We start from the raw sequence: 22,897 nt of genomic DNA, 5'->3' as shown, positions 1-22,897 counted from the left end.
GGAGGCCGGGTATCCGCCGCCGGACACCCCACGCGCGGGCGGGCCCCCGCTGTCCGGGAGCCCGCCCATCGGTCCGTCGTCCGGCTCAGGCTCAGGAGATCGTCCAGCGCTGGAGCGGCGCGCCGGTGTCCGGCTGCTGGCTCACCTTCGCCCCGTCGGAAGTGGCGGCGCTGGTCAGCAGCAGGCCGCTTTTCACGGAGGCGAGTTCGTAGCTGCCGTCGGGCTGTCGCGCGGCCCGCCAGCGCTGGTTGGTGTTGCCGGTGCAGGTCCACTGGACGACCTTGGCGCCCGCCGCGGTGGAGCCGCCCTCGACGTCCGCGCACAGCCGGGACTCGGCGTTGCGCAGTTCGTAGGAGCCGTCGGACTGGCGGGTGAACGTCCACTGCTGGTTGGCGCCGCCGTTGGGCGTCCAGGTGACGAGCTGGGTGCCGGGCGTGGTGCTGTGGTCGGGGTCGTCCAGCGCCTTGCCGCCGGTGACCAGGGTGTGCGTGCCGTCGAGCGAGCCGGGCGCCGGTCCTACGGCGGTGAGGCGCAGGGTCTGTTCGGCGGCGGTGCGGGTGCCGGAGCTCCAGTAGCGGGAGGGCGCCGTCTCGGTGGTCCGTGCGGAGTCGGCGGACAGGCCGAGCACCAGGCCGCTGTAGCGGTTGACGAGCCGGTAGGTGCCGTTCGCGGTCCCGTCGGCGGAGGTGCCGGGGATCACCCACCACTGCTGTCCCACCGCGGGACCCCCCGCCCCGAGCGCGGTCGCGGTCGGCCTGGTGCCCCACGCCCGGGTCGACGTGCTGCCGGAGCCGACGCCGAGCAGCGCTCCGGTGGCCGCGTTCGCGATGCGGTAGGAGCCGTCGCCGTTGCCGGTGAAGATCCAGGCCTCGGCCGCCGAGCCCGTCGGCGCGGCCACCGACGTGGTCGCGGAGCCGCCGGTGACCTGGGCGAGGACCCGCCCGTCAGCGTTGCCTATGCGGTACGACGTCGTCGTGTCGACCGGCGAGGCGGGGGCCGAGGTGCCGATGCTGACGTCGACGTACTCGCTCGACGAGCCGCCCGAGCAGCCGAACGAGCAGTACGAGCGGAACGACCTGCCCACGATCTGGGAGCTGGTCCTGCTCACGCCGTCCAGGAACCACCGGTACCAGGAGGCGTTGGTGTAGCTGCCCGTGTCGCCGATCAGCCGCCACTTCTGCGTGGCGAGGTTGTCGGTGGCGTAGAACTGCTGCGGGGCGTTGCCGCTCTGGTCCACCGCCTGCGGCTCGCCGATGTACAGGCCCAGATGGGCGTCGTAGGTGATGTCCATGACGAACAGGGGCGAGGTCGGCGGCATCCTGCCCGCCGCGACCTGCTCGGCGACCTTGCCGCTGTTGGCCGGGTCGTACTCCTTGTCGACGGGCGTGTAGCCGGTGGCGCTGTCGGCGCCGACCGGGATCATGTTGCTCTCCCGGCCGCCCACGCCGGGCTCGGACCAGGTGCCGTCGTACCACTTGCGCCATGAACTGGGCGCCATCTTCTGGGAGATGGGAGCGCGGGCCACATGTGCGTGGAACGCCTTCCAGCCGCCGCCCTTCTCCACGATCCGCGAGCCGTAGAAGACATAGAACCAGCCCGAGGCCGTGTCGACGTACAGCCGCGGGTCGCCGTCGCCGTAGTGGTACGTCTGCTGCGGGAAGGCGGTGGTGTCGTCGCGCCTGGTGCTGTAAGGCGAGGTGATCACATGGGACTTGATGTTCCAGGTGCGGCCCTTGTCGGTGGAGACGGCGTAGTCGATGCCGTCGTAGTGCAGACCGTCCCCGAAGGGCTGCGGGGTGAACTCGTTGTGCACGAGCCCGTACCAGTGGCCGGTGTCCGGGTCGACCCAGACGCCCGCCAGGTCGCAGTAGTTGCGCTGCGCGTAGCCCGAACCCGTGGGCGCGTAGGTGGACTCGACGCCGGTGGGGCTGTTGTTGCAGCGCCAGGTCGTGTCGCCGTTCTTGTCGTCCGGGTTGGCGGGGTTCACCGCGTTGCTGATCGTGCCCGACCGGGTGGCCGTGTCGAGGTTCGTGCCGGTGAAGAAGGTCCACTGGCGGCTGTCGTTCGCGCCGTACAGGGCGTGGGCCTGCTGGAAGTAGTAGGTGCCGTCCTTGTCCATGTAGGAGGCGGCCGGGGTGTCGTCGGGGTGGGTCCAGGAGCCCTTGGAGCCGACGGTGACGGTGTAGGCGGCATCGGCATCGGCATCGGCCACGGCTTTGGCCTCGGCTCCGGTCTCGGAGGCCGCCGACGCCGGGGGTGAGCCGAGCGTGCCGGCGCCGGCCAGTGCCAGGGCCGTGGCCGTTGCGGCGAGCGCTCCGGCCAGTCTCCCGCGGACAGTTGACACAGGTGCTCCTCACGGCTGGAGGGGCCGCGCTCCTTCACGGCGGCCCCGTGCGGGCGTTGCTGAGAGGTGGGACAGCTGGTCGGTGTGCGGTGCTGCGTCCAGGACGTGGGTGCGGCGGTCGCGGCCACTATGGCAGAGGATGTTATCGATGCCAACGGGTTGCGCGGATAACCAGCGAGAGCGCAGTCGGGCTGCCATGTTGGCGATAACACAAGGCCCTTGGGGGCTAAGGCTTGGCCCCCTCGCCCGGCGGCGGGGCGCTGCCCGGGCCACGGACGGCGTCCAGAAGCGCCTGGCCCTGCGAGTCGACGAACTTGGTGAAGAGCTGCTGCGAATAGCCGAAGATGATGGCCCACGCGATGATCTGCGCCGAGGAGTCGAGGGCGCTGAGCCCGGGGACGAAGCCGCCCCGCATGAGCAGCAGCCCCAGCAGGGCGGTGAGGGCCCCGGTCGGCAGCTTGAGGGCGGCCAGGAGCAGAGGCACGTTGTACGGCAGAGCCGTCCCTCTGATCCGGCGCAGTGCGGCGGCCGAGGCGACGGCCGCGGACACCGCGCCGACGATCTCCACGACGAGGTAGTCCTGGGCTCGGGCGGCCTTACCGATCTCACGCGTGTTCGGCGGGTGGCCGATCCTGGTGACGCTGTCGGTCGGGCAGACGACGGAGAACGTACCGCCGTCCTCCGGGGCGAAGCACAGGGGGACCATGCCCGGCCATCTGAACGCACAGAAGGCCACCAGCACCGCGATCAGCAGCATCGTGGCCGAAACCGCGGCGAGGACCCGGGCGAAGCTCCGGACGCGGAGTGTCTCCTTGCGCAGCATACGGCGGGCGAGCCCGGTCGTCTCGGAGAGGAAGCCGCGGTCGCTCGGGGTGAGGTCCCCGCCCTTGCCCACCCGCTCGGAGATCTCCTTGATGCGCAGCCGACGCGGGTCCTTGGCGGTGAAGTGTTCATCGACCAGCGCGACCATCTGGGGAAGCATCGCCTTGACATCGTCCTGCGGGGCCAGCGAGACGATGAGGTTCTGCGCGGTGTCGAGGTGCGACTGGGCGACACCGACGTGCGCCGCGCCCCGCATGGCCGCGTGGGCGGAGTGGGCGAGTGCGTCGCGTGCCTGCTGCAGTTCTCGCTCGGCCACGGCCTTGTAGGCCGCCGTGGCGTGGGCCTGGGGTGAGTCGGCGGCCGCGCGGCTCGCCGCCACGTCGAGGGCCGCCTGGATCTCGGAGATCCTCGCCAGTACGGCTTCCCGCTGTTCCCACGGCCCCAGCTCGGCGGCGGCCCATCTGCGCCTCTGCCACCACTCCTTCCATGGCCTCTCCTTGCCCTCCGTCTTCTTGCCGTCCGTCTCCTCGCCCGATCCGCTGTCCGACATGGAACGGAATATGCCGGACCGGCCCATCCCGGTGCCCGCGCCGGGCTGCTCGTCGCAGGGCCTCTCACCCGTGCGGCGGAGACGGTCGATACCGGCGAAGGACGCCCGGGGGCCGGACCGGCGGCGACGATCGACGAGTCGTCAGCAACCCTTCCCCACCGGAGCCTTCAGTGCTGAAACAGATCGTGCGCGCCACCGCCCTCCTCGCCCTCGTCACCGCGTTCGCCGCGCCCGTCGCGCTCGCGGCGCCCGCCCAGGACCACCCCGTCGCCTCCCGCCCGGCGGCTGTCACGCTCGTGTCCTCCCTCGAAGGCACCGCGCGCCTGGACTACCCGGTGACCAGCGAGGCGGTCCGGGTCAGCGTGGACGCCCACGCCGTGTACGACAACCTCGGCAGCATCCCCGCCCGCTCCTGGGGCACCTTCAGGATCTCCCACGCCATCCAAGGCCGGGACTTCTGGGGCGAGTTCGAGGTCGACTGCCTCACCACGGGCGGCCCCACCGCCACTGTGACCGGCCGCCTCGTACGCACCAGCCCCGGCCACCCGTGGACGACCGCTCTGGACCCGCACACCCGCATGGGCGTGAGCTTCTACGTCCCCGAGCGCGGCAAGGGCCGTCACGACCCGGCCCGCGCGGGGCTCTCCGGCGCGACGGCCAAGGGGGCCCCGCCGCTCACCCGGTGCATGGCGCCCGCGGCCGACATGGCGGTGGTCGCGGGCGGCTACACGCTGCGGGACCGCGAGTCCCGCTGAGGCCCGGTCAGCGCCGCCGGGCGCTACGGTTCAGCGCCGCCGGGCGCTACGGTTCAGCGCCGCCGGGCCGGTACGGTTCAGCGCCGCCGGGCCGGTACGGTTCAGCGCCGACGCGCCGCTACGGTCAGCGCCGACGCGCCGGTACGGTCAGCAGGACCAGGCCGGCGCCGAGGACGGCCAGCCCGCACCAGCCCACGGCCGGCAGCCTCTCCCCGAGCACGGCCACGCCCAGCACCGCCGCGACGGCGGGCTCGGCCAGCGTGAGGGACGTGGCCACCGACGCGGGCGTGCGGCGCAGCCCGTATCCGAAGAGCCGGTAGGCCAGGCAGACCGTGAACACGGCGAGATACGCGGCCACGGACGCACCGCGCGCCGTGCTCAGCCAGCCCGTGTCGGTGCACGCCACCACCGGCACGACGAGTAGCCCCGCCCCGCCGAACAGCACGCCCATCACCGCTCCGGAGGCGTGCCCGCGGGTGATGAGGCTGCCGCCGATCAGCGCGTAGACGGCGTACGACAGCCCCCCGCCCGCGGCGAGCGCCACCCCGGCCAGGTCCGTCGGGGTGGCCTGCCCGGCGGGGGCGAGCACCAGCAGGGCGCAGCCGAGGACGGCCGCCGCGGTGGCGGCGGCCCAGCGGGCGGTCGGCCGGCCCCGTCCGGCGATCCACGTCAGCAGCCCGGCGAAGACCGGCGCGCTGCCCAGCGCGATCACCGTGGCCACGGCCACGCCGGTACGGGCCACCGCCGGGTAGAAGCACACCGGATACCCGGCTACCGCCACCGCGCCCAGCGCGAGCAGCCGGCGCTCGCGACGCGAGCAGGCACCCGTCAGGGAACGCGCCCCGCGGGAGGTGAGGAACATGAGCAGCCCGCCGAGGGCCAGCCCGGCGCAGCCGATCGCCGCGGGCGGCGCACCGGCCGGGGCCAGGGAACTCGCCGTTCCGGTCGTGCCCCACACCACGGCCGAGGTGAGGATGGGGCCGGGTCCGCCGAGGAGCCGGTGAAGGGAGCGGCGCGGGCCGGCGTCGGCCGGGCGCGCGGGAGTCGAAGAAGCGGTGCGGTTCGGCACAGTCGTGTCTTCCGTCGTCGAAGCGTCTGGGAGTCGATCCGAGAACGGGCGCACGACAACAACCCCTGACCGCCCCTGAGGGGCCGGCCGGGGCCGGGGATTCAACTACCGCCGGAAGTCCGCGCCCGTCAGGCGCAGGGCGGCGGAAGGACGACGTGCCAGTGGGTGTTCACGCCGTGATGATAACCGGACAGGACCGGGGGGTGCCGTGCCATGGGCTGCCACCGCCGTGGATCATGAGGGCATGGATGACGATCCGACGACTCCGGTACGGCTCGCGGCCTACACCAGGAGCGATCTGACAGAGATCCTCGGCGACGGTGACGACCCCTTCGGGGTCGCCGGCACCGGGCTGACCTTCCTGCCCAAGGACGAGCACTTCGGCATCAGACTCGCCGGCCGTCTGGTCGCCCACGCCGGTCTGCTCCGCCTGTCGCTGACCGTCGGCGACACCCGCACCGAGGCCATGGGCGTCGGTGGCGTCGCCGTCGCCCCCGACGTCCGCGGCCGCGGCCTGGCCCGCCGGGTCGTCGCCGCCGCGCTGGCCCACGCCCGCACCCAGGGCCCGCCCTACGCGCTCCTCTTCTGCCGCACCCCGCTCGTCCCCTTCTACGCCCACCTCGGCTGGCACCCCGTCCAGGCCCCCGTCCATGTCGAACAGCACGACGGCCCGGTGCTCATGCCGCTGAACACGATGTGGACGCCGCTGCGCGACGAGGCCGACTGGCCGCTGGGCACCGTACGACTGCACTCGTTCCCGATGTGAGGACCGCCGGGAAACCCTGGTGACCTGTCGGTTCAGGCCGGTGGGCGGACCGTCCTCGAACTGTGGGTGCCCGCGGAGGAGTTGGCGGAGTTCAACGCGCACATCGTGGACCGCGTCGAGGTCGTGCACGAGTTCCGCTGACGCGCGAGAGCCGCCGGCGCGGCGCAGGGCCGGCCGGCGGCTTCGCCGACGGGGTCAGGGCGCGCAGTGGAACTTCGCGTCGGCCCAGTCCCCGTGGTCGCCGGACTTGGTGCCGTCCGTGTCGGTGACCAGCAGATTCACATGCCGGGCTCCGGCGAGCGGCACGTCCGCCCGGACCGGGTCCGACCTGCCGTTCACCGTCGGCGACGACCACAGCGTGCGGCCGTCGGCGACGACCGAGAAGGACACGCCTCCGTAGCCGTTGATCTCGTCGTCGATGCCGACGGTGGCGGTGAAGGACGTGCACTTCCCGCCGAGCCAGAACTCGATGTCGGAGTTGGCGTGGGCGCCGATGCCCTTGGTGTACGTCGTGCCGTTGAGGGTGAGCGTATGACCGTCGGACGAGCCCGACTCGCCGTTGCTGCGGTCGCGTTCGGGCGGACCGTAGCCGTTGGCGGACTTCAGCCACGGCAGATCGCTCGCCCAGGCGTCCTCTGTCGGAGGCTTCGGCATGGTGCGTACGGCGGCCCGTAGGGCGGTCAACTGTGCCTCGCCCGCGGCCCGGTAGCGGGCGGTGGCAGTCAACACCGCCTCGCCGACGCCCTGTTCGCCGGGCGGCGTCACCGTGAACTCGGCGTGCGCCCGCTGACCCGGCTCGACCCGGCCGAGCCTCCGTGCGGCCGACACCGTCCAGCCCTCCGGGGCGGCCAGCGACAGCTCGGTGGCGTCGGCACCGGTGCGCCCGGCGGTGAAGTCGACCGCCACCTGCGCCGACGTACCGGCGCCGAGTTCGGCGGGCGCGGTCACCGCGAGCGTGCCCTTCGCGCCGGGCACCTTGCCGCCCACCGCGCTCGCCCCGGCCAGCTCGATCCGGAACGCCTGAGCGGTGCTCAGCGCACGCGTCTTGACCTGGACGACTCCGGCCCGGTCGGTGGCGTCGTACCACCAGCCCTCGGCCGCCGCCTCGAACGCGGCCTTCGAGGTGTACCGCGGCAGCACCCGGTCGGCGAGCAGCACCTGCTCGGGCGTGGAACCGGTGTGGACGGTGAACCGGTACGGGCGCGCGGTCTGCTTGCCCGTGAAGGCGCCCGCGCTCGCGCCGACGTCGATCGTGACCGGCCCCGGTCCGCTCTGCGGCGCGCTGACCTGGACCCGCTGCTCGGCGTACTTGCCCGTCCGATGCTGCCGGGTCACGCCGTCGTCCTCGTACAGCGTGAAGGACGTGCGTCCCTGCGGGTAGACGTCCCAGGCCAGCGGGGAGCCGGCCGTGCGGTCGCGGTACGAGGTGATGCCCGGCCACATCGGCACCGGGGCACCGGCCTTCACGAACAGCGGCAGCGTGTCCAGCGGCGCCTGGTAGCCGTCGACCGTGGTCGGACCCTCGTAGGTGCGGCCGGACCAGTAGTCGACCCAGGTGCCCTTCGGCAGGTAGATGCCGTCACGGACGGCCGTGTCGCGGTAGACCGGCGCGACGAGGAAGTGCTCGCCGGTCATGAACTCGTACTTGGCGGCGTCGGACGCGGCCACCGGGTCGTCCGGGTACTCCAGCGCCAGCGGCCGCACCGGGCCGACACCGTCGCGGTGCGCGCGGGCCGCGTAGGTGTACATGTACGGCAGCAGGGATTCCTTGAGCTTGAGGTACTTGCGGTTGATGCTCGTGTACGGCTCCCCGTACCGGAAGGGCTGCTTGTCGCTCGCGGCCCAGCCGTCCATCGTCATCACGGCCGGCAGGAACGCCTTCCACTGCAGGTCGCGGACGTACGTCTTGGCGCTGCCGCCGAAGATGCCGTCCACGTCACCGGTGGTGTAGGCGAGACCGGACATCGTGGCGCCCGCGTACGTCGGGATCTGCCAGCGGATGTAGTCCCAGCTGCCGGACTGGTCGCCGCTCCACTGCACCCCGCAGCGCTGCGCGCCCGACCAGCTCTCCGGCGCCCAGGTGAAGCCGCGCGCGTCGCTGTTGTCCTCGATGCCGCGGTGGGCGGCCTTGCAGCCGTCGAGCGCGAACTTGTAGCCGTCGCCCACCCAGGCCACGTCCAGCTTCGCCACCCGCTGCCCGGCCTTCACCTGCTCGGCGAGCTTGTCGAGGCCGTCCTCGGTCCACAACCCCATTTCCATCTTGCGGTCGCCCAGACCCTTGGCCGTCTCGGCGAGGTTCTCGTAACCGCAGCCATAGCCGTCGTTGACGAGCATCCAGCCGAGCGGCATGTCGTGCTTCACGTACTCGTCGGCGACCTTCAGCGCGTCCAGCGTGTGCCGTTCGCCGCGGTTGGCGTTGTGCAGGTAGCAGTCCGAGTCGCCGATCTCCAGGCCGTAGATGGGCGGCATCATGGGCCGGCCGGTGAGCTTGGTGTACTGCCCGATCACGTCCTTGGCGGAGCGGCCGGCGACGTAGTACGCGTCGAACCGCTTCTCCTTCTCGGTGGTGGTGACCGGGTCGGTGAAGGCGTACGTGCCGGGGGAGTAGGTGTTGCGGTACACGCCGTACCCGGCCGAAGACAGGTAGAACGGCACCGAGTTGGGGTGACCGCCCTCGTTCCAGTTGTAGTCGACGCCCACGTCGAGGGTCTTGCCGCGGTGCGAGGTGTTGCCGCTGCCGTTCTGCTCGCCCAGGCCGTAGAACTGCTCGTCCGCGCCGCGCCGGAGCGTCTGGGTGGTGGACGTGCCGGTCCAGCTGATGCCGCGGGACTCCTCCCACAGGCGGGTGCCGTCGGCGCGGTACAGGGCGAAGCGCAGCGGTGACTTGTAGGCGCGCAGGGTGACTTGGTCCGTGGACAGCTCGTAGCGGTCGCCTCGGTCGGCCCACCGCGTGGCGGGCGGCGTGCCCTGCGGCAGCACGATGTCGTCGCCGACCGGGTCGGTGAAGGTGCCCTCGGGTGCCACCTCGATCCGGAAGGTCTCCTGACCGACGAAGCTGACCCGGGCCTTGGCCGCGCCGGCGGTCAGTGTGTAGGTGGCGCCGTTCGCGGAGAAGCCGGTGACGTCGCCGATCACCGTCGCGGCCTCGGTCTCCGCCTGGGCGGCTTGCGCGGCCTGCGCGGCCTGCGCCGGGAGGGCCGGGCCGGTCGCCGCCGCCAGCAGGGCGAGCAGCGTGGCGCCGATGAAGGCAGCCGGGCGCGTCGTGGGTCTACGGGGTGGAGCGGTCATGTCGATTCCCTTCGCAAGCGTCTGTCGGCACAGGTCGCGTTGACGGAAGGTGCTTGAAAGTCGGTCGCATCGAGCACAATCAATCAGGCGAGGAAGGTATAGCGCATCGGCGCATGCGTTGGCCAGAGTGCGTGCCGGGGCGGAAGGGAGACGGCGGACAGGGGGACGGGCCCGCGTCCGAAGGGCGGTTGCCCCTGTGGTGGGCGCGGGCCCGGGGTGGTGTGGGGGATCGGTGCAGGTGTGGCGATGCGGGAGTGTGAGGGGCGCGGTGTGTTGGGCGGGGCGGTCGGTGTCAGGCGTTCCGGCCGCGCAGCTCCGCCCACCGGGTGCCCTCCACGAAGTGCACGTCGTAGCGGCCCTGTTCCGGCAGCAGGCTCTCCGGCGGTTCCAGGCCCTGGGACACCCGCCCCAGGTGACGGAAGTAGCCGAACCGCTCCACGCTCGGCGCCATCACCACGAGCACGTCGGCCCCCGTCCCCGGGGCCGCGCCGAAGGCGTGCACCAGGCCCGGCGGCACCACGACCAGACCGCCCTCGCCCACGGTCACCGAGCGCTCCCCGAGGAGGAACTCCATCCGCCCGCCCAGCACATGGAACAGCTCGGCCGACCGCTCGTGCCGGTGCGGTCTCGCCCCGTCGGCCCCGGCCGGCAGGGTGAGCCGGTTGGCGCCCAGCGCGCCCGCGGTGGTGTCGCCGTCGACCAGTAGCCGGAACGCGCCGCCGTGCGCCAGCTCCACCACCTCGGCCTCCTCCGCCGCCACGACCAGGGCCTCCGTCATCTCGAACTCCTTCCGTCGAACAGATCGAACAGATCGAACGGGTCGACAGATCGATAGGTCGACAGGTCGAACAACTCGTCCGCGACCATTCGACAGCGGGAACAACCGCCGAACCAGAAGCAGTTGGCGCACACAGAGATCAGCGATCGTGATGAATGAGGCAACGAGGAGGGGGACGGCCGTGGAGCTGCGCCAGTTGCAGTACTTCCTCGCCGTGGCGGAGGAGGGCGGCTTCGCCCGCGCCGCCGACCGCATCGGCATCGTCCAGTCGGCCGTGAGCCAGCAGATCCGCAAGCTGGAGCGGGACCTCGGCGTGACGCTCTTCGACCGCTCCACCCGGCATGTGCACCTCTCGGCAGCCGGGGAACGGCTCCTGCCGGAGGCCCGCCTGGTGCTCGAAGCCGCCCGGCGCACCCGGCAGGTCGCGGCCGACATCACCGCGGGCGCGGCGGGCGTCCTGCGGCTCGGCACGATCCACGGTCCCGGCGAGTTCCTGTACCGCGCCCTGGCCGAGCTGGCGGAGACCCACCCGGGGCTCCAGGTGCGCCTCAAGCGGCTCTCGGCGGCCGAGCGGGTGGCCGCCGTACGAGAAGGCGGACTGGACGCCGCCCTGATCCGGGCGATGACCGCCGAACCCGGCCTGCGGCTCATTCCCCTGCGGACCGACCCGCTCCACGTCGCCCTGCCCGCCCGCCACCCCCTGGCCGCCGAGCCCCGCCTCGCCCTCGCGCAACTCGCCGACCTGCCACTGAGGTTGGCGCCCCGAGAGAAGAACCCGCCGTTCCACGACCTCGTCAGCGACGCCCTGCGGGCCGCCGGAGTGTCGCCGCCACCGGGCCCCGAGTTCACCAGCCTGCGCGAGACCCTGGCCGAGATCGCCGTCGGCCCGCCCTCCTGGACCGTCTTCTACGACGTCTCCGGACTGCCACCCGCCCCGGGCATCACCATCCGACCGCTGGACGAACCGAGCGTGCCGACCTCGTTGGCCGTGCGACAGGGGGAACTGCCGCCTGCGCTGCGGCACTTGACGGGGAGCCTTCAGCGGAGCTTCACGGACTGAGGCCGGGTGAGCTCACTCGTCCCCCTCGCGGGCTCGGGCAAGCCCGTCTTTCCGGCGTTGTCAGTGCCCCCTGCCATGATCGAGGCATGTTCGACGCCCGGGTGACCGTACCCCGCAGCAGTGACCTGCATGGCGGCAGGACCGCCGCCGTCTTGGCCGACGCCTTTGTGTCGGGGGGTGCCCGGTGACGCCCGCCGAGCGGTTGAAGCGTGCGCTGACCGACGCGTCGTACGAGATCGCGGACCCGTACGGGGACGCGGCCGAGGTGTCCGAGGCGGAGTTGGGTGCGTTGATGCCGCTGGCCTACGGTGTCACGGCCGGGGGCGGGGCGCCCGGTATGACCTCGGCCAGGTTCGCGGTCGAGGAGGCGGCCAAGGAGCGAGCGCCCCGCTACACACCCGACACCTGCCGCCGGCTGTTCGAGGCGCTCGTCGCGGGCACCGAGCGGCGGAACTGGGCCGATCTCGGCCTCACCGCGGACGCGTTGACGCGCTGCACCGGACCGCTGCCCGACCTCTCCGAGCCCGCCCGCTTCCTGGTGGAACACGCCCTGCGCGAGAGCTACGCGGACCGGCGGCAGCTCACGCTGCTCGCCCTGGGGGCGCTCGCCGGAGAGGAGACTCTGCGCAGGGTCGTACAGCATCTGCTCCGGGCCGAGGACCCCATCGCGCGGGACGAGCTGGAGGTCCTCCACGCGCTCACCCCGACCGAACTGACCCTGTTCTCCCAGGTCGACCGGCACCCGATCGCTGATCCGCCGGCGCCGCCGGAGGCATGGCGGGCCATCGCCGCCCTCCCGGCCTACGCCGGCCTCGCCCACCGCGTGCTCCACGCGGCCGCCGACCGCACCGACGCCATCAGGGCAGGCACCGTCCCCTACCGGTCCGACAAGGCCTTCACCTCCCAGGAGGTCTCCACGCTCGGGCGCGCCCTGCGGGTGGCGCTGGTGCGTGACGAACCCTGGCTGCCGGACCTCCTGGACAGGCTGCTGCCCGGCATCGCCCTCGCACCGACGGCCGCCAGGACCCTGCCCTCCCAGGCGCTGCTCTACGAAATCACCCGCGCGGCACAGGAATGGCCGACGCCCGAGCTGGTCACCGGCCTGCGCACGGTCCGCGGGACGGTCCGGCACGCCGGTGTGCCCAAGCAGCTCGACAAGTCGCTCAAGAAGATCGAGGCGGCCCTCGCCGAGCGCGCCGACGTGGCGCTGCGCCTGCCCACCCTGGGCTTCGCCGACGACGGTGTCCTGCGCCGGCAGGCGGGCGCGTACACGGCCGTCGTCACGGTCGCCGAGAGCGTCGAGCTGGCCTGGGAGAAGGACGGCCGCCGGCTGCGCGGCCTGCCCGCGGCTGTCCGCCGCGACCACGCCGACGTGCTCAAGGAGACGCGCGAGCTGGTCAAGCGGGCGGCCGCCCATCTCGCCACGCTGGCCCGTGCGTTGGAGGGCTCCTACAGCGTCGACGCCACCCACTCGTACGGCTGGTGGCGCACCCGGCTGGCCGGACATCCGCTCGGCCGGTCCGTCGTGGGCCGGCTGATCTGGGAGATCGAGACCGCGCCGGGCACCTGGCAGGCCGTACTGCCGGAGACCGACGCCCTTCCCGAGGCGCCCGAGGACGCGGCCGTGCGGTTGTGGCACCCGCTGCGCTCCGACCCGAACACCGTACGGGCCTGGCGGGACCTGCTCGTCGAGGCGCGGGTGAGGCAGCCGTTCAAGCAGGCGTACCGCGAGATCTACCTGCTCACCCCGGCCGAGGAGGAGACCCGCGTCTACTCCAACCGCTTCGCCGGGCACCTCGTGCACTACCACCGGATGCGTGCGCTGTTCCGGGCCCGCGGCTGGACGAGCGGGCGCCCCTGGCACCCGGGCGACGACGACACGGCCGAGCGGATGCTGGGCGCGGGGGAGTGGTGCGTCACCTTCCGGCACGCGCTCGCCGACCGGGCGGACGAGGACGCCCTGGCCTCCACCGACCAGGTCCGCTTCACCCGCCGGACGGACGGGGCACGGCAGGTGGTGCCGCTGGCCGAGGTGCCTTTGCTGGTGTTCAGCGAGGCGATGCGGGACGTGGACCTCTTCGTCGGGGTGACCTCGATCGCCGCCGACCCCGACTGGACCGACGGCGGTCCCGGACACGCCTACTGGCGGCGCGCCGGGTTCGCCGAGCTGCCCGGGACCGGCGAGGTCCGGCGCGAGGCCCTGGCACGCATCCTGCCGAGGCTGAAGATCGCCGACCGGTGCACGCTGGACGGGCGTTTCCTCGTCGTCCGCGGCGAGCTGTGCACCTACAAGATCCACATATGGTCGGCGAACATTCTGATGGAGCCGGACGACCGCTGTCTGTGCGTGGTTCCGGCGCGCCGGCCGGCCGAGGGGAAGATGTTCCTGCCGTTCGAGGACGACCGGCTGGCGGTCATCCTCAGCAAGGCGTTCCTGCTCGCCGCCGACACGGAGATCACCGACCCGACCATCCTTCGGCAGATCGAGCGAGGGGTCTGAGGGCGGATGAGTTGCTGAGGTGTCGACCGGCTGCTGAGCACTGTCCGGCGGGGTCGGTGGGGTCGGCGGGCCGGCTGAACCACCGTCAGCCCCGCCCGCTCCCGAGCCGTACCACCCGGGCCCAGGCCGGTGGCCGATCAGGCGCATGGTCCGGGTCGTCCTCGTCGCGCGGCCCGGGTGACCACAGGCGTGGGAACAGGCCGACCACCGTGCGGCACGGCGGGCGGACGGACGGCCAGGGCGTCTGACCGTCGGTCAGGGCGACGATGACGTCCGGGCGCGGCTGCGCGGCGAGCGCCTTCGCGAAACCCGACCGCAGATCGGTGCCTCCGCCGCCCACCAGTGGAATGTCCTCGGCCCGGCACAGCGGATGCACCACCCCGGCCGCCGCGTCGCAGGACAGCACGCTGACCAGGTCGCGCCGGCCCCCGACGGCCCGGGAGATCGCGGCGACCTCCAGCAGCGCGCTGCCCAGCTCGGCGTCGCTGACGGACCCGGAGGTGTCGACCACGACGGCGACGCACGGCGGCGTCCGCCGCAGGCTCGGCAGCACCACACCGGGCACCCCGGCCGAACGCCTCGCCGGGCGGCCGTAGGTGTAGTCCTCACCGACGCCGGGGCCGGAGACCGCCGACCGCAGGGCCGCGCCCAGCAGCTCCCGCCAGGGCTGCGGCGGATGGAACGCCTCCTCCGCCCAGCGCCGCCAGCCCAGCGGCGCGTTGCCGGGCCGGCCGTTGATGCCCTCGGCGACCCGGAACCGTACGGCGTCCTGCTCCTGCTCGCTCAGTCCGTGCGCGCCGTCGGGGCCCAGGTCCCAGTCGCGGTCCAGGCCGTCGGCGCCGCTGCCGCAGTCCAGCCAGGCCAGGTCCCCGGTGAGCGGCCCGACGCCGATCCGCCGTGCGTACTCCTCCATGAGCAGGCCCTCGGGCAGCAGCAGGGAGGCCGGCCGCACGACGTCCTCGGGCAGGACGAGGCCGTCGCCGGCGATGTCGTCGTTGATCTCGAAGTCCGCGGCGATGTTCATCCGCAGCCGCCCTGCCGGACCGTTCATCCCCAGCTCGCGCGCCAGCCGGTCGCCCCGGCCGTGGTGGTCGCGCAGCAGATGCGACACCTCGTGCACCCACACACCCGCCAGCTCCTCCACGGGTGTCGCCGCCACGAAACCCGGTGAGACATAGCAGCGCCAGTGCCGGTCGACCGCCATGGTTGGCACCCGGCGCGACACGACGACCCGCAGGGCGAACAACGCGGTCGCGAGATAGGGCCGGGCCCGGGCGGCGTGCAGCCGGGCGGCGTACAGCTTGTCGAAGTCCGCGGCCCCTGCTGTCCGCTCGTCACGGTTTACGGCTCCTGCTGTCCGCTTGTCGAGGTCTGCGGCTCCTGCTGTCTGCTTGTCGAGGTTTACGGCTCCTGCCGTCCGCTCGTCACGGTTTACGGCTCCTGCTGTCTGCTTGTCGAGGTCTACGGCCCCTGCTCCCCGCGTGTCGAGGTCCGCGGTCCCTGCTGTCCGCGTGTCCGGGTGAGCGCGGGCCGGGCCGCACTCGGCAGGCCCGCTGTCCGTCGCCTCCGCGTTCATCGGGCGCCCTGCCCGGCGACGGCGGCGGGCCGGTTCGCCACGCGGTGGGCCGCCTTGTCGGCGCGCCGCGACAGGGACACCGCTCCGGCGAGGCGTTCGATGGCCTCGGGCACGTCCCAGTCCTCGCGGCGCAGCCCCGCGAGCGCGGTCGCGGGGGCGACCACCAGATCGGGCGCCCCCGTCTCCAGCGCCCGCACCAGCAGAGCCCATGCCGCATCCCAACGGGCCCGCTCCGGGCGGGCGTTCACGGCGGCGACCACCGCCTCCAGGCTGGCCTGGCGCAGATCCCCGCGCTCGGGCAGCTCGGCCCGCGCGGGGTCGGCGAGCAGCAGCTCCGGGTCGGGAAGCTCCATCCGGTCCATCGCGGCCAGCAGCTCCAGCCCCGGCCCGTCGCCCACGGTCCCTCTGACCAGCAGGGCCAGCACCTCCCGGGAGGAGCCCGCGGCGGTGGCGAAGGCGATCAGGGACAGCGTCATGTCCCAGCTGCGCGGCGAGGGCCAGGCCCCGCCCCGGCGCGACTCGCTCCCCGGCAGCCGGTGGACGAGGGTGGGCCGGGTCGTGAGGAACCCGCACACCGCGCGGCGTGCGAAGTCCACGGCCTCGGTCAGCCTTGCCGGGTCCAGGCGGGGCAGGGTCGCCCGGGGCCAGGTCCCGCCGAGGCCGCGGACGACGACCTCGTGGTCGTGGGTCCACTGCAGATGGACGAAGCGGTTGGCCAGCGGCGGGCTCAGCTCCCAGCCGTCGGCAGCCGAGGACCGCGGATTGGCCGCGGCCACGATGCGTACGCCCGGCGGAAGCCGCAGGGTGCCGATCCGCCGCTCCAGCACCAGCCGGAGCAGGGCGGCCTGCACGGCCGGCGGCGCGGTGGACAGCTCGTCCAGGAACAGCAGGCCCCGCCCGGCTCGCACCAGGCGCACCGCCCAGTCCGGCGGCGCCATCGGCACGCCCTGCTGCGCAGGGTCGTCGCCGACGACCGGCAGCCCGGAGAAGTCGGACGGCTCGTGCACGCTGGCGATCACGGTGGTCAGCGGCAGGTCCAGCGCCGTCGCCAACTGGGTCAGTGCCGCGGTCTTGCCGATCCCGGGCTCACCCCACAGCAGCACCGGCAGATCGGCGGCCACGGCCAGCGTCAGGGCCTCCAGCTGGGTGTCCGGGCGCGGTTCGGTCGTCGTGTCGCGCAGCAGGCTCAACAGGTCGCCTGCGACGTCGAGTTCGGAGTACGAGGAGGTTGTGGGCATACGTCATCACCTAAGGGGTCTGGAGAAGTCCGGGGGAGGGGGAAGGAGAGTTCAGCGCGCGGTCGTGTGGCGCGGACGGTAGCGGTGGGCGCGCGGGCGGGTCGGGCCCGGGAGCAGGGTGCGGCGCGGTACGGGGTCGGCCAGGTCCGCCCTGAACAGCCCGTACGCGATGCGCCGTTGGGCGGCCGCCTCCAGTTCGTCCAGCAGCGGACCGCTGCGCAGCACCGCGCCGGGCCCGAGGAGACCCTCGACCACGGCGAGCGCTCCGGCGATGTCGCCGTGCAGCAGACGTTCCCGTACGCCGGTCAGGCAGTCGGGGCGGCGGTGGGCCTCGTCGATGGCCCGCAGACAGGGCAGTGGTGGTCCGGACAGCGCGGCGAGGAGTTCCTCGCGCCGGACCTCGCCCGGCTCGTGGTCCAGCGGGGCCAGCACCCCGTCGACCAGGCCGATCCGGTGCTGCCGCCCCCGGCACTCCACGACGTGCGGCGCCCCGGGCGGCTCCACGGCCCGTGCCGGTCCGGGCGTGTGCCCCGGCACCAGGGACTCGGCGACCAGCGGATGCAGCAGCCCGGGCTCGGCCAGACCGGCCCGCAGCAGCTCCAGATCGGGCAGCACCCAGGTCGCCGCGTCCGGCAGCACCGGCAGCGCCGCCACCCGGCCACCGGCCGACACCCGCGTGACCTCGACCTCGGGCGGCCCGGTGCCGTCTCCGACGGGGGTGAGCAGCAGCCGGTGCCGTGCGTCGAGTCGTACGACGACACCGTCGGCGGCCGACCCATCCGCCCGCAGCAGCAGCCGGGCCTCGGCCGCCCACAGGTCCACGGCACAACGCCCGGGGCCCGGCAGAGCCGACCACGTCTCCGTGGCGCAACGCCCTGCGTCCGTAAGGGAGTCCGGCAGAGCCGCCCACCAGCTCGCGGCACAACGCCCGTCATCCGTAAGGGAGTCCGGGGGACGCGGAGGCGCGTCACGCGCGCTCGGCGCGAAAGGTGGCGGTCGGTCCGCGCCGGACCGTGTTCGCAGCTCCCGCGTCCTGCGTACGTCCCACAGGTGCCGGTGCAGGTCGAGGCGGAAGCGTCTGCTGGGGCGGGCGTGCGGGTGGCTGCCCGCGCCGGTGCCGGGGCGGGAGGCGTCCCACAGGGCGAGGCTCATCCGCTGACCGGCGTCCGCGCGGGCCGGCGGGGTCCGCACCACGAGATGCAGCGGGCTCACGCCGTCCCGCCCGGCGCCCTCGTAACGGGCCAGGGAGACGGTCAGGGCCGGGCGCAGCAGTCCGTCCGGGGCGATCCTCGGCATGTGCCAGCGCAGCAGGTCGGGCGCCAAGTGGCGGAGGTCGTCGCGCAGTTGGGCCGCCGCTTCGCGTCCGTGGGACAGTGCCACGGAACGCGGGGCGAGATCCACGTCGATGCCCGCGGCGGCACATGCCCCGGCCCAGTCGCCGGCGCGGCGCCGGGCGGTCGCGGTCTCGACCATGGACGGCGGCACGGCGTACTCGCGTACGCGCAACCAGAAGGAAAGTCGGGAGTCCCCGTTCGCGAGGTGAGAGGCCATCAGCACTCACCTTGCGCGGACGGTGCCCCCAATCTCTGAAGAGAGTGAGTCGTCATCGCCGTGATCGTGGCACACGCCCGCGGGCCTGTCAGGTGATTATCCGCGCGCGGCCCGCGGGTGCCGTGGTCACTCGGCGGGCAGGGCCGCCCGTACGGCCTCGGCCGTGACACGCGGGTCGTAGCCCTCGGGCACGCCCGGCACCAGGACGATGTCGCCGACGATGTGCCGCGAGCGCAGGGGCGCGATCTCCTGGTAGGCGGGGGAGTCCCACCACGCCCGCGCCTCGGCCATGCCGGGGAAGCCGATCATCACGACGGCTCCCGGCCAGTCGCCCTCCAGCACCTCGTGCGCGGTGCCGTGCACCAGGAAGCGGCCGCCGTACGGCTCGAAGGTGGCGCTGATGCGGTCGATGTACTCGGGGATCTCCGGGTGCGGAGTGATCTCCCGCAGATGGGCTATGGCGTAGGCGGTCACGATGGTCCCTCCGGTCGGTCGAACGGCCCTGCTCACACCGACGATCGTGGCACCGCCCGCCCGCCGGGGCGATTACCTCCGGGGTAAAGGCCCGCGGCCGGCAAATGCGGTTGACCGCCGTCGCCGTCCACCGGTCGGATGGCGTCCCATGAGCGCAGGACAGATGCATCCCGGCCGGCCGCCCCTCGACGACGATCTCGTACGGCGGTTGGTGGCGGGGCAGTTCCCCCGGTGGTCCGGCCTGCCGGTCCGGCGGATCGCGTCCGGTGGCACGGTCAACGCCATGTACCGCCTCGGCGACGACATGGTCGTACGGCTGCCGTTGGTGCGGGGTGGTGCGCCGGACGTGACGACGGAGCAGGAGTGGCTGCCGCGTCTGGCGGCCCTGCTGCCCGCGGCCGTGCCCGAGGTGCTGGGGGCCGGGAAGGCGGCCGAGGGGTATCCGTGGCCGTGGTCGGTGTACCGGTGGCTGGACGGGGAGAACCCGGAGGCGGGTGCGCTGGCCGAACCGGTGCTGCTGGCCGAGGACTTGGCGGCGTTCGTCACGGCGATGCGCGGCATCACCCTGCCCGGGGCGCCCCCGGCGTACCGCGGCGGGCCGCTCGCCCTCCAGGACACAGAGACCCGTGCGGCGATCGAGCGACTGCGGGCACTCCCGCAGGAAGGCGTCGACTGCGACGCCGTGACCGCCGTGTGGGAGGACGCCCTGCGGGCGCCCGAGGGCGAGCGGACACGGGTGTGGCTGCACGCCGACCTGATGCCGGGCAACCTCCTCCTGCGCGGCGGCAGGCTCGGCTCGGTCATCGACTTCGGCTGCATGGGCGTGGGCGACCCGGCCTGCGACCTCTTCCCGGCGTGGAACCTGCTGCCCGCCGACGCCCGCCAGGTCTTCCGCGACGCGCTCGGCGTCGACGAGGCGACCTGGCGGCGAGGCCGGGCGCGCACCCTCTCCCAGGCCCTGATCGCCCTGCCCCACTACCGCGACACCAACCCGGCGATGGCGGGCAACGCGCGGCATGTGATCCGGGCCGTGCTGGCGGAGACGGCGTAGCGGCCGATGGGCTCAGGCGTGAGGTGGGCTTACGGGTGCGGTGGGCTTACGAGTCCGGTCAGCTCACGCTCCGCTGGGCTCACGCGTCCGGCGGGCTCACGCGTCCGACGGGTCCACACGTCCGGTCGGCTCAAGTACGCAGGTACGACGCCCCGTTGAGGTCCAGAATCGCGCCCGAGGACCACTCGGCCTCGGGTGAGGCCAGCCATAGTACGGCCGCCGCGATCTCCTCCGGCTCCGCCACCCGCCCGAAGGGGCTCTGCGCGCGGATCGCGGCGCCCTCGGGCCCGTCCAGGCGCGGGGAGACCCGCTCGGTGGCGAAGAAGCCGGGCGCGACGGACGCGACACCGATGCCGTATGGGGCCAGGGACACCGCGAGGGACTGGCCGAGCGCGTGCACCGCGGCCTTGGTCGCCCCGTAGGCGGGGTGGTCCGGCTCGCCGCGGAAGGCGCCCCGGGAGCCGATGTTGACGATGCGTCCGCCCGTGCTCTGGTCGATCATCCGGCGCGCCGCGAGATGACTCAGGTTGGCCGTGGCGAGGAGGTTCACGGCCACATGCCGCTGCCACACCGCCACCCACTCCTCGTACGGTGTCTCGGCGAGCGGATGCCGTACGTTCACGGCCGCGTTGTTCACCAGTACGTCGATCCCGCCGAGCGCGTCGGCCGCCGCGTCCACCACCGCCGCGGCCCCGGCCGGGTCCGCGAGGTCGCCGCCCGTGAGGGCATGCCCGGTGCCGGTGAGGGAGTCCAGGGTCGCGCGGGCCTCCTCGGCGCGGGAGCCGTAGTGCACGGCGACCCGGTCGCCGTTGGCCGCGAACGCCTGCGCCACCGCGCGGCCGAGCCCTCGCGAGGCACCGCTGACGAGGACACGGCGGCCCGATGCGGGCAGGTTCATGCGGATGCCTTTCCGTTCGGCGACGAGTCGGCGAGAAGCCGTCCCCACGCTACGCCCCGCCCCCAGGTGCCGGATCATGGGACCCACCGCCCCACGGCCGAGGAGGGCTTGGTGCACCTGCGCAATGTCACACCCGACGACGTCGACGCCTATCTGCGGATGCGCTGCGACCCCGTGATGATGGCCGACCTCGGCGGCCCGCTGCCGCGCGAGGGGATGGCGGACAAGGTGCGCCGCGACGCCCTGGATGCGGCGGCCGACACGGCCTGGATCAAGGTGATCGTCCCCGACCCGGACCGCCCCGACGTGGCCGGGCTGGTGACCCTGTGGTCCCACGAGACGGACGACGGCCCCCTGTCGGAGATCGGCTGGATGATCCTGCCCGAGCACCAGGGCCGTGGCCTGGGCGGACGCGCCGCCCGTGCCCTGCTCCAGCGGGCCCGCGACGAGGACCGCTGGGGCACCGTCCACGCCTTCCCGGCCGTCGGCAACACCGCCTCCAACGCCATCTGCAGCTCCCTCGGCTTCCGTCTGCTCGGACAACGGGACACCCCCTTCGCGCCGACCGCGTCCTGCGCACCAACCACTGGTCGATCGACCCGCGCACCGACCTGACCTGACGCCCGCCCGAGCCCGGGAAATCCCGTTGCCCTCCGGCACCCCGCCTCCTAGGGTCCCGATCATGCTGCCTGTCGTGGAGACCGATGCCCAGTGGGACGCGATCGTCCCGGACGAGGGTGTGATGCGGCCCGGCGTCGAGGATCTCTGTGCGCGCCTCGGGCTGGCGGGGGCGTCGCTGAGCCGGTTCGCCGACGGGTCGCAGCCCGTGTACGCGGTCGGTGACGACCTCGTCCTCAAGCTGTTCCCCGCCGCCGCGGCCGCGGACGGGCTCGCCGAGGGCAGGGTCCTCGCCCACCTCGAGGACCGGCTGCCGGTGCCGACACCGCGGGTGCGGGACTTCGGGACGTACGAGAACGGCTGGCGGTACGTGCTGATGTCCCGGCTGCGCGGCGAGAACCTCGCCGGAGTCTGGGAGCGCCTGTCCCGGCCGCAGCGCGAACGGGTCGTCACCGAGGTCGGCGAGACCCTCGCCGTCCTGCACTCCCTGGACCCGGCCCCGCTGGCGGACGTGCTCGGCCCCGGGGACTGGGGCGCGTTCGTGGACCGTCAGACGGCCGGTGCGGTGGAGCAGCAGCGCCGCAAGGGGCTGTCCGAGGCATGGCTGGAGCAGATCCCGGACTTCCTCGCCGCGACCCCGCTGCCGCGCGCCCCGCGGCCCTCCTTGCTGCACACGGAGGTGATGCGGCAGCACTTCCTGGCCGAGATGGCCGAGATGGCCGAGATGGCCGACATGGCCGACATGGCCGACCCGGCGGACGGCCCGCGCCTGACCGGCCTGTTCGACTTCGAACCCGCGATGATCGGCGACCCCGCCTACGACTTCGTGGGCGTCGGCCTGTTCGTCACCCGCGGCGACCCGGCCCTGCTGGCCCGGCTCTGCCGCGCCTACGGACGCACCTTCCGGCCGGACGAGCTGCTCGCGTACACGCTGCTGCATGTGTACAGCAATCTCCCCTGGTACATACGGGAGTTGGGCGTCCCCGCCGAGGAGAGCCCGGCCGCGCTCGCCGAGGCGTGGTTCGGTACGGCGTGAAGGGCGGCTGGATCAGCTCTGGGGCTCGGTGATGTCGATCATCCAGCTGACGCCGAAACGGTCGGTGCACATGCCGAACACATCGCCCCACATCTGCTTGTCCAGCGGCACGGACACCTGGCTGTCGGCTGACAGCTTCTCCCAGTAGCCGCGCAGCGCGGCGTCGTCGTCCCCGCTGACGGACACCGCGATGTTGTTGCCCGCCTTGACCTCCATGCCGGGCGGGGAGTCGGCGCCCATCAGGGTGAAGCCCGCGGAGGTCTCCAACATGGCGTGCATGATGTTGTCGGGCTGGGGGACGCCCTCGGGGCCGAAGTCGGCGTAGGTGTTCAGCGTGAGGGTGCCGCCGAAGACCTCCTTGTAGAACTCCATCGCCTGGCGGGCGTCGCCGTCGAAGCTGAGGTAGGGGTTGAGGCGCGAAGCCATGAATACCTCCCGGAACGGGCGGATAGGTCGATTACGCGCAGACTAGCGCGGGGCACTGACAGCGGCCCGCCGGACGGACCCGGCCGCCGGACACCGG

The 22,897-nt window shown here is 73.1% G+C and carries 17 protein-coding genes and 1 pseudogene; 7 read left to right on the top strand and 11 right to left on the bottom strand.

Annotated elements, in window-relative coordinates; genetic code table 11:
* Positions 1 to 91 precede the first annotated feature (91 nt).
* Positions 92 to 2,344 (bottom strand): RICIN domain-containing protein, encoded by a 2,253-nt coding sequence (locus ACIQ6Y_RS00160; RefSeq protein ID WP_404030568.1) that lies wholly within the window; start codon positions 2,342 to 2,344, stop codon positions 92 to 94.
* Between the two features lie 226 nt (positions 2,345 to 2,570).
* A complete protein-coding gene (locus ACIQ6Y_RS00155) occupies positions 2,571 to 3,716 on the bottom strand; it encodes a hypothetical protein (protein ID WP_404030565.1) in 1,146 nt (381 codons plus the stop codon).
* A gap of 170 nt (positions 3,717 to 3,886) precedes the next feature.
* Here ACIQ6Y_RS00155 and ACIQ6Y_RS00150 point away from each other — a divergent pair, with 170 nt between their 5' ends.
* A complete protein-coding gene (locus tag ACIQ6Y_RS00150; protein WP_404030562.1) occupies positions 3,887 to 4,471 on the top strand; it encodes a hypothetical protein in 585 nt (194 codons plus the stop codon).
* Positions 4,472 to 4,595: 124 nt separating this feature from the next.
* Here ACIQ6Y_RS00150 and ACIQ6Y_RS00145 read toward each other — a convergent pair whose 3' ends face one another.
* Complete coding sequence (locus tag ACIQ6Y_RS00145) at positions 4,596 to 5,540, bottom strand: DMT family transporter (RefSeq protein ID WP_404030559.1); 945 nt, start codon at positions 5,538 to 5,540, stop codon at positions 4,596 to 4,598.
* Positions 5,541 to 5,784: 244 nt separating this feature from the next.
* Between ACIQ6Y_RS00145 and ACIQ6Y_RS00140 the strand changes: the two genes are divergently transcribed.
* A complete protein-coding gene (locus ACIQ6Y_RS00140; RefSeq protein ID WP_404030556.1) occupies positions 5,785 to 6,306 on the top strand; it encodes a GNAT family N-acetyltransferase in 522 nt (173 codons plus the stop codon).
* A 195-nt stretch (positions 6,307 to 6,501) separates the two neighbouring features.
* Here the strand turns inward: ACIQ6Y_RS00140 and ACIQ6Y_RS00135 are convergent, their stop codons facing one another.
* Both ACIQ6Y_RS00135 and ACIQ6Y_RS00130 read right to left on the bottom strand, forming a co-directional pair.
* Positions 6,502 to 9,594: an NPCBM/NEW2 domain-containing protein gene (locus ACIQ6Y_RS00135; protein WP_404030553.1), complete on the bottom strand. Its 3,093-nt coding sequence runs from the start codon at positions 9,592 to 9,594 to the stop codon at positions 6,502 to 6,504.
* Positions 9,595 to 9,886: 292 nt separating this feature from the next.
* Complete coding sequence (locus ACIQ6Y_RS00130) at positions 9,887 to 10,372, bottom strand: cupin domain-containing protein (RefSeq protein ID WP_404030550.1); 486 nt, start codon at positions 10,370 to 10,372, stop codon at positions 9,887 to 9,889.
* 181 nt (positions 10,373 to 10,553) lie between these two features.
* Here ACIQ6Y_RS00130 and ACIQ6Y_RS00125 point away from each other — a divergent pair, with 181 nt between their 5' ends.
* Positions 10,554 to 11,432 carry a LysR substrate-binding domain-containing protein gene (locus ACIQ6Y_RS00125; RefSeq protein ID WP_404030547.1) on the top strand — a complete coding sequence of 293 codons (879 nt, stop codon included), beginning with the start codon at positions 10,554 to 10,556 and terminating at the stop codon, positions 11,430 to 11,432.
* A 184-nt stretch (positions 11,433 to 11,616) separates the two neighbouring features.
* A complete protein-coding gene (locus ACIQ6Y_RS00120; RefSeq protein WP_404030545.1) occupies positions 11,617 to 13,932 on the top strand; it encodes a DUF4132 domain-containing protein in 2,316 nt (771 codons plus the stop codon).
* 85 nt (positions 13,933 to 14,017) lie between these two features.
* Here ACIQ6Y_RS00120 and ACIQ6Y_RS00115 read toward each other — a convergent pair whose 3' ends face one another.
* The 4 genes from ACIQ6Y_RS00115 to ACIQ6Y_RS00100 form a co-directional block, all read right to left on the bottom strand.
* A complete protein-coding gene (locus ACIQ6Y_RS00115; protein ID WP_404030542.1) occupies positions 14,018 to 15,508 on the bottom strand; it encodes a VWA-like domain-containing protein in 1,491 nt (496 codons plus the stop codon).
* Entirely contained in the window at positions 15,505 to 16,746 is a 1,242-nt protein-coding gene (locus ACIQ6Y_RS00110; protein WP_404030539.1) for an AAA family ATPase, read from the bottom strand. Before ACIQ6Y_RS00110 ends, ACIQ6Y_RS00115 begins: the two co-directional genes overlap by 4 nt.
* 51 nt (positions 16,747 to 16,797) lie before the next feature.
* Complete coding sequence (locus ACIQ6Y_RS00105; protein WP_404030537.1) at positions 16,798 to 18,297, bottom strand: hypothetical protein; 1,500 nt, start codon at positions 18,295 to 18,297, stop codon at positions 16,798 to 16,800.
* 126 nt (positions 18,298 to 18,423) lie between these two features.
* Complete coding sequence (locus tag ACIQ6Y_RS00100; RefSeq protein ID WP_404030535.1) at positions 18,424 to 18,771, bottom strand: DUF1330 domain-containing protein; 348 nt, start codon at positions 18,769 to 18,771, stop codon at positions 18,424 to 18,426.
* Positions 18,772 to 18,919: 148 nt separating this feature from the next.
* On the opposite strand from ACIQ6Y_RS00100, the gene ACIQ6Y_RS00095 reads away from it, so the two are divergent.
* Complete coding sequence (locus ACIQ6Y_RS00095; protein WP_404030533.1) at positions 18,920 to 19,822, top strand: aminoglycoside phosphotransferase family protein; 903 nt, start codon at positions 18,920 to 18,922, stop codon at positions 19,820 to 19,822.
* A 130-nt stretch (positions 19,823 to 19,952) separates the two neighbouring features.
* Here ACIQ6Y_RS00095 and ACIQ6Y_RS00090 read toward each other — a convergent pair whose 3' ends face one another.
* Positions 19,953 to 20,720: an SDR family NAD(P)-dependent oxidoreductase gene (locus tag ACIQ6Y_RS00090; protein ID WP_404030531.1), complete on the bottom strand. Its 768-nt coding sequence runs from the start codon at positions 20,718 to 20,720 to the stop codon at positions 19,953 to 19,955.
* A gap of 111 nt (positions 20,721 to 20,831) precedes the next feature.
* Here ACIQ6Y_RS00090 and ACIQ6Y_RS00085 point away from each other — a divergent pair.
* Positions 20,832 to 21,340, top strand: a pseudogene (locus ACIQ6Y_RS00085) (GNAT family N-acetyltransferase).
* Positions 21,341 to 21,402: 62 nt separating this feature from the next.
* The gene (locus ACIQ6Y_RS00080) at positions 21,403 to 22,374 is read left to right on the top strand and encodes a phosphotransferase family protein (RefSeq protein WP_404030529.1); all 972 of its coding nucleotides are present in this window, start codon (positions 21,403 to 21,405) and stop codon (positions 22,372 to 22,374) included.
* A 12-nt stretch (positions 22,375 to 22,386) separates the two neighbouring features.
* Here the strand turns inward: ACIQ6Y_RS00080 and ACIQ6Y_RS00075 are convergent, their stop codons facing one another.
* Complete coding sequence (locus ACIQ6Y_RS00075) at positions 22,387 to 22,800, bottom strand: VOC family protein (RefSeq protein WP_404030526.1); 414 nt, start codon at positions 22,798 to 22,800, stop codon at positions 22,387 to 22,389.
* Positions 22,801 to 22,897: the final 97 nt, after the last annotated feature.

This window comes from Streptomyces sp. NPDC096205, from assembly GCF_044763135.1.
Taxonomy (GTDB): Bacteria; Actinomycetota; Actinomycetes; order Streptomycetales; family Streptomycetaceae; genus Streptomyces.
The sequence above is the reverse complement of the archived record's forward strand: the minus strand, read 5'-3'. Positions and strand labels throughout refer to the sequence as shown.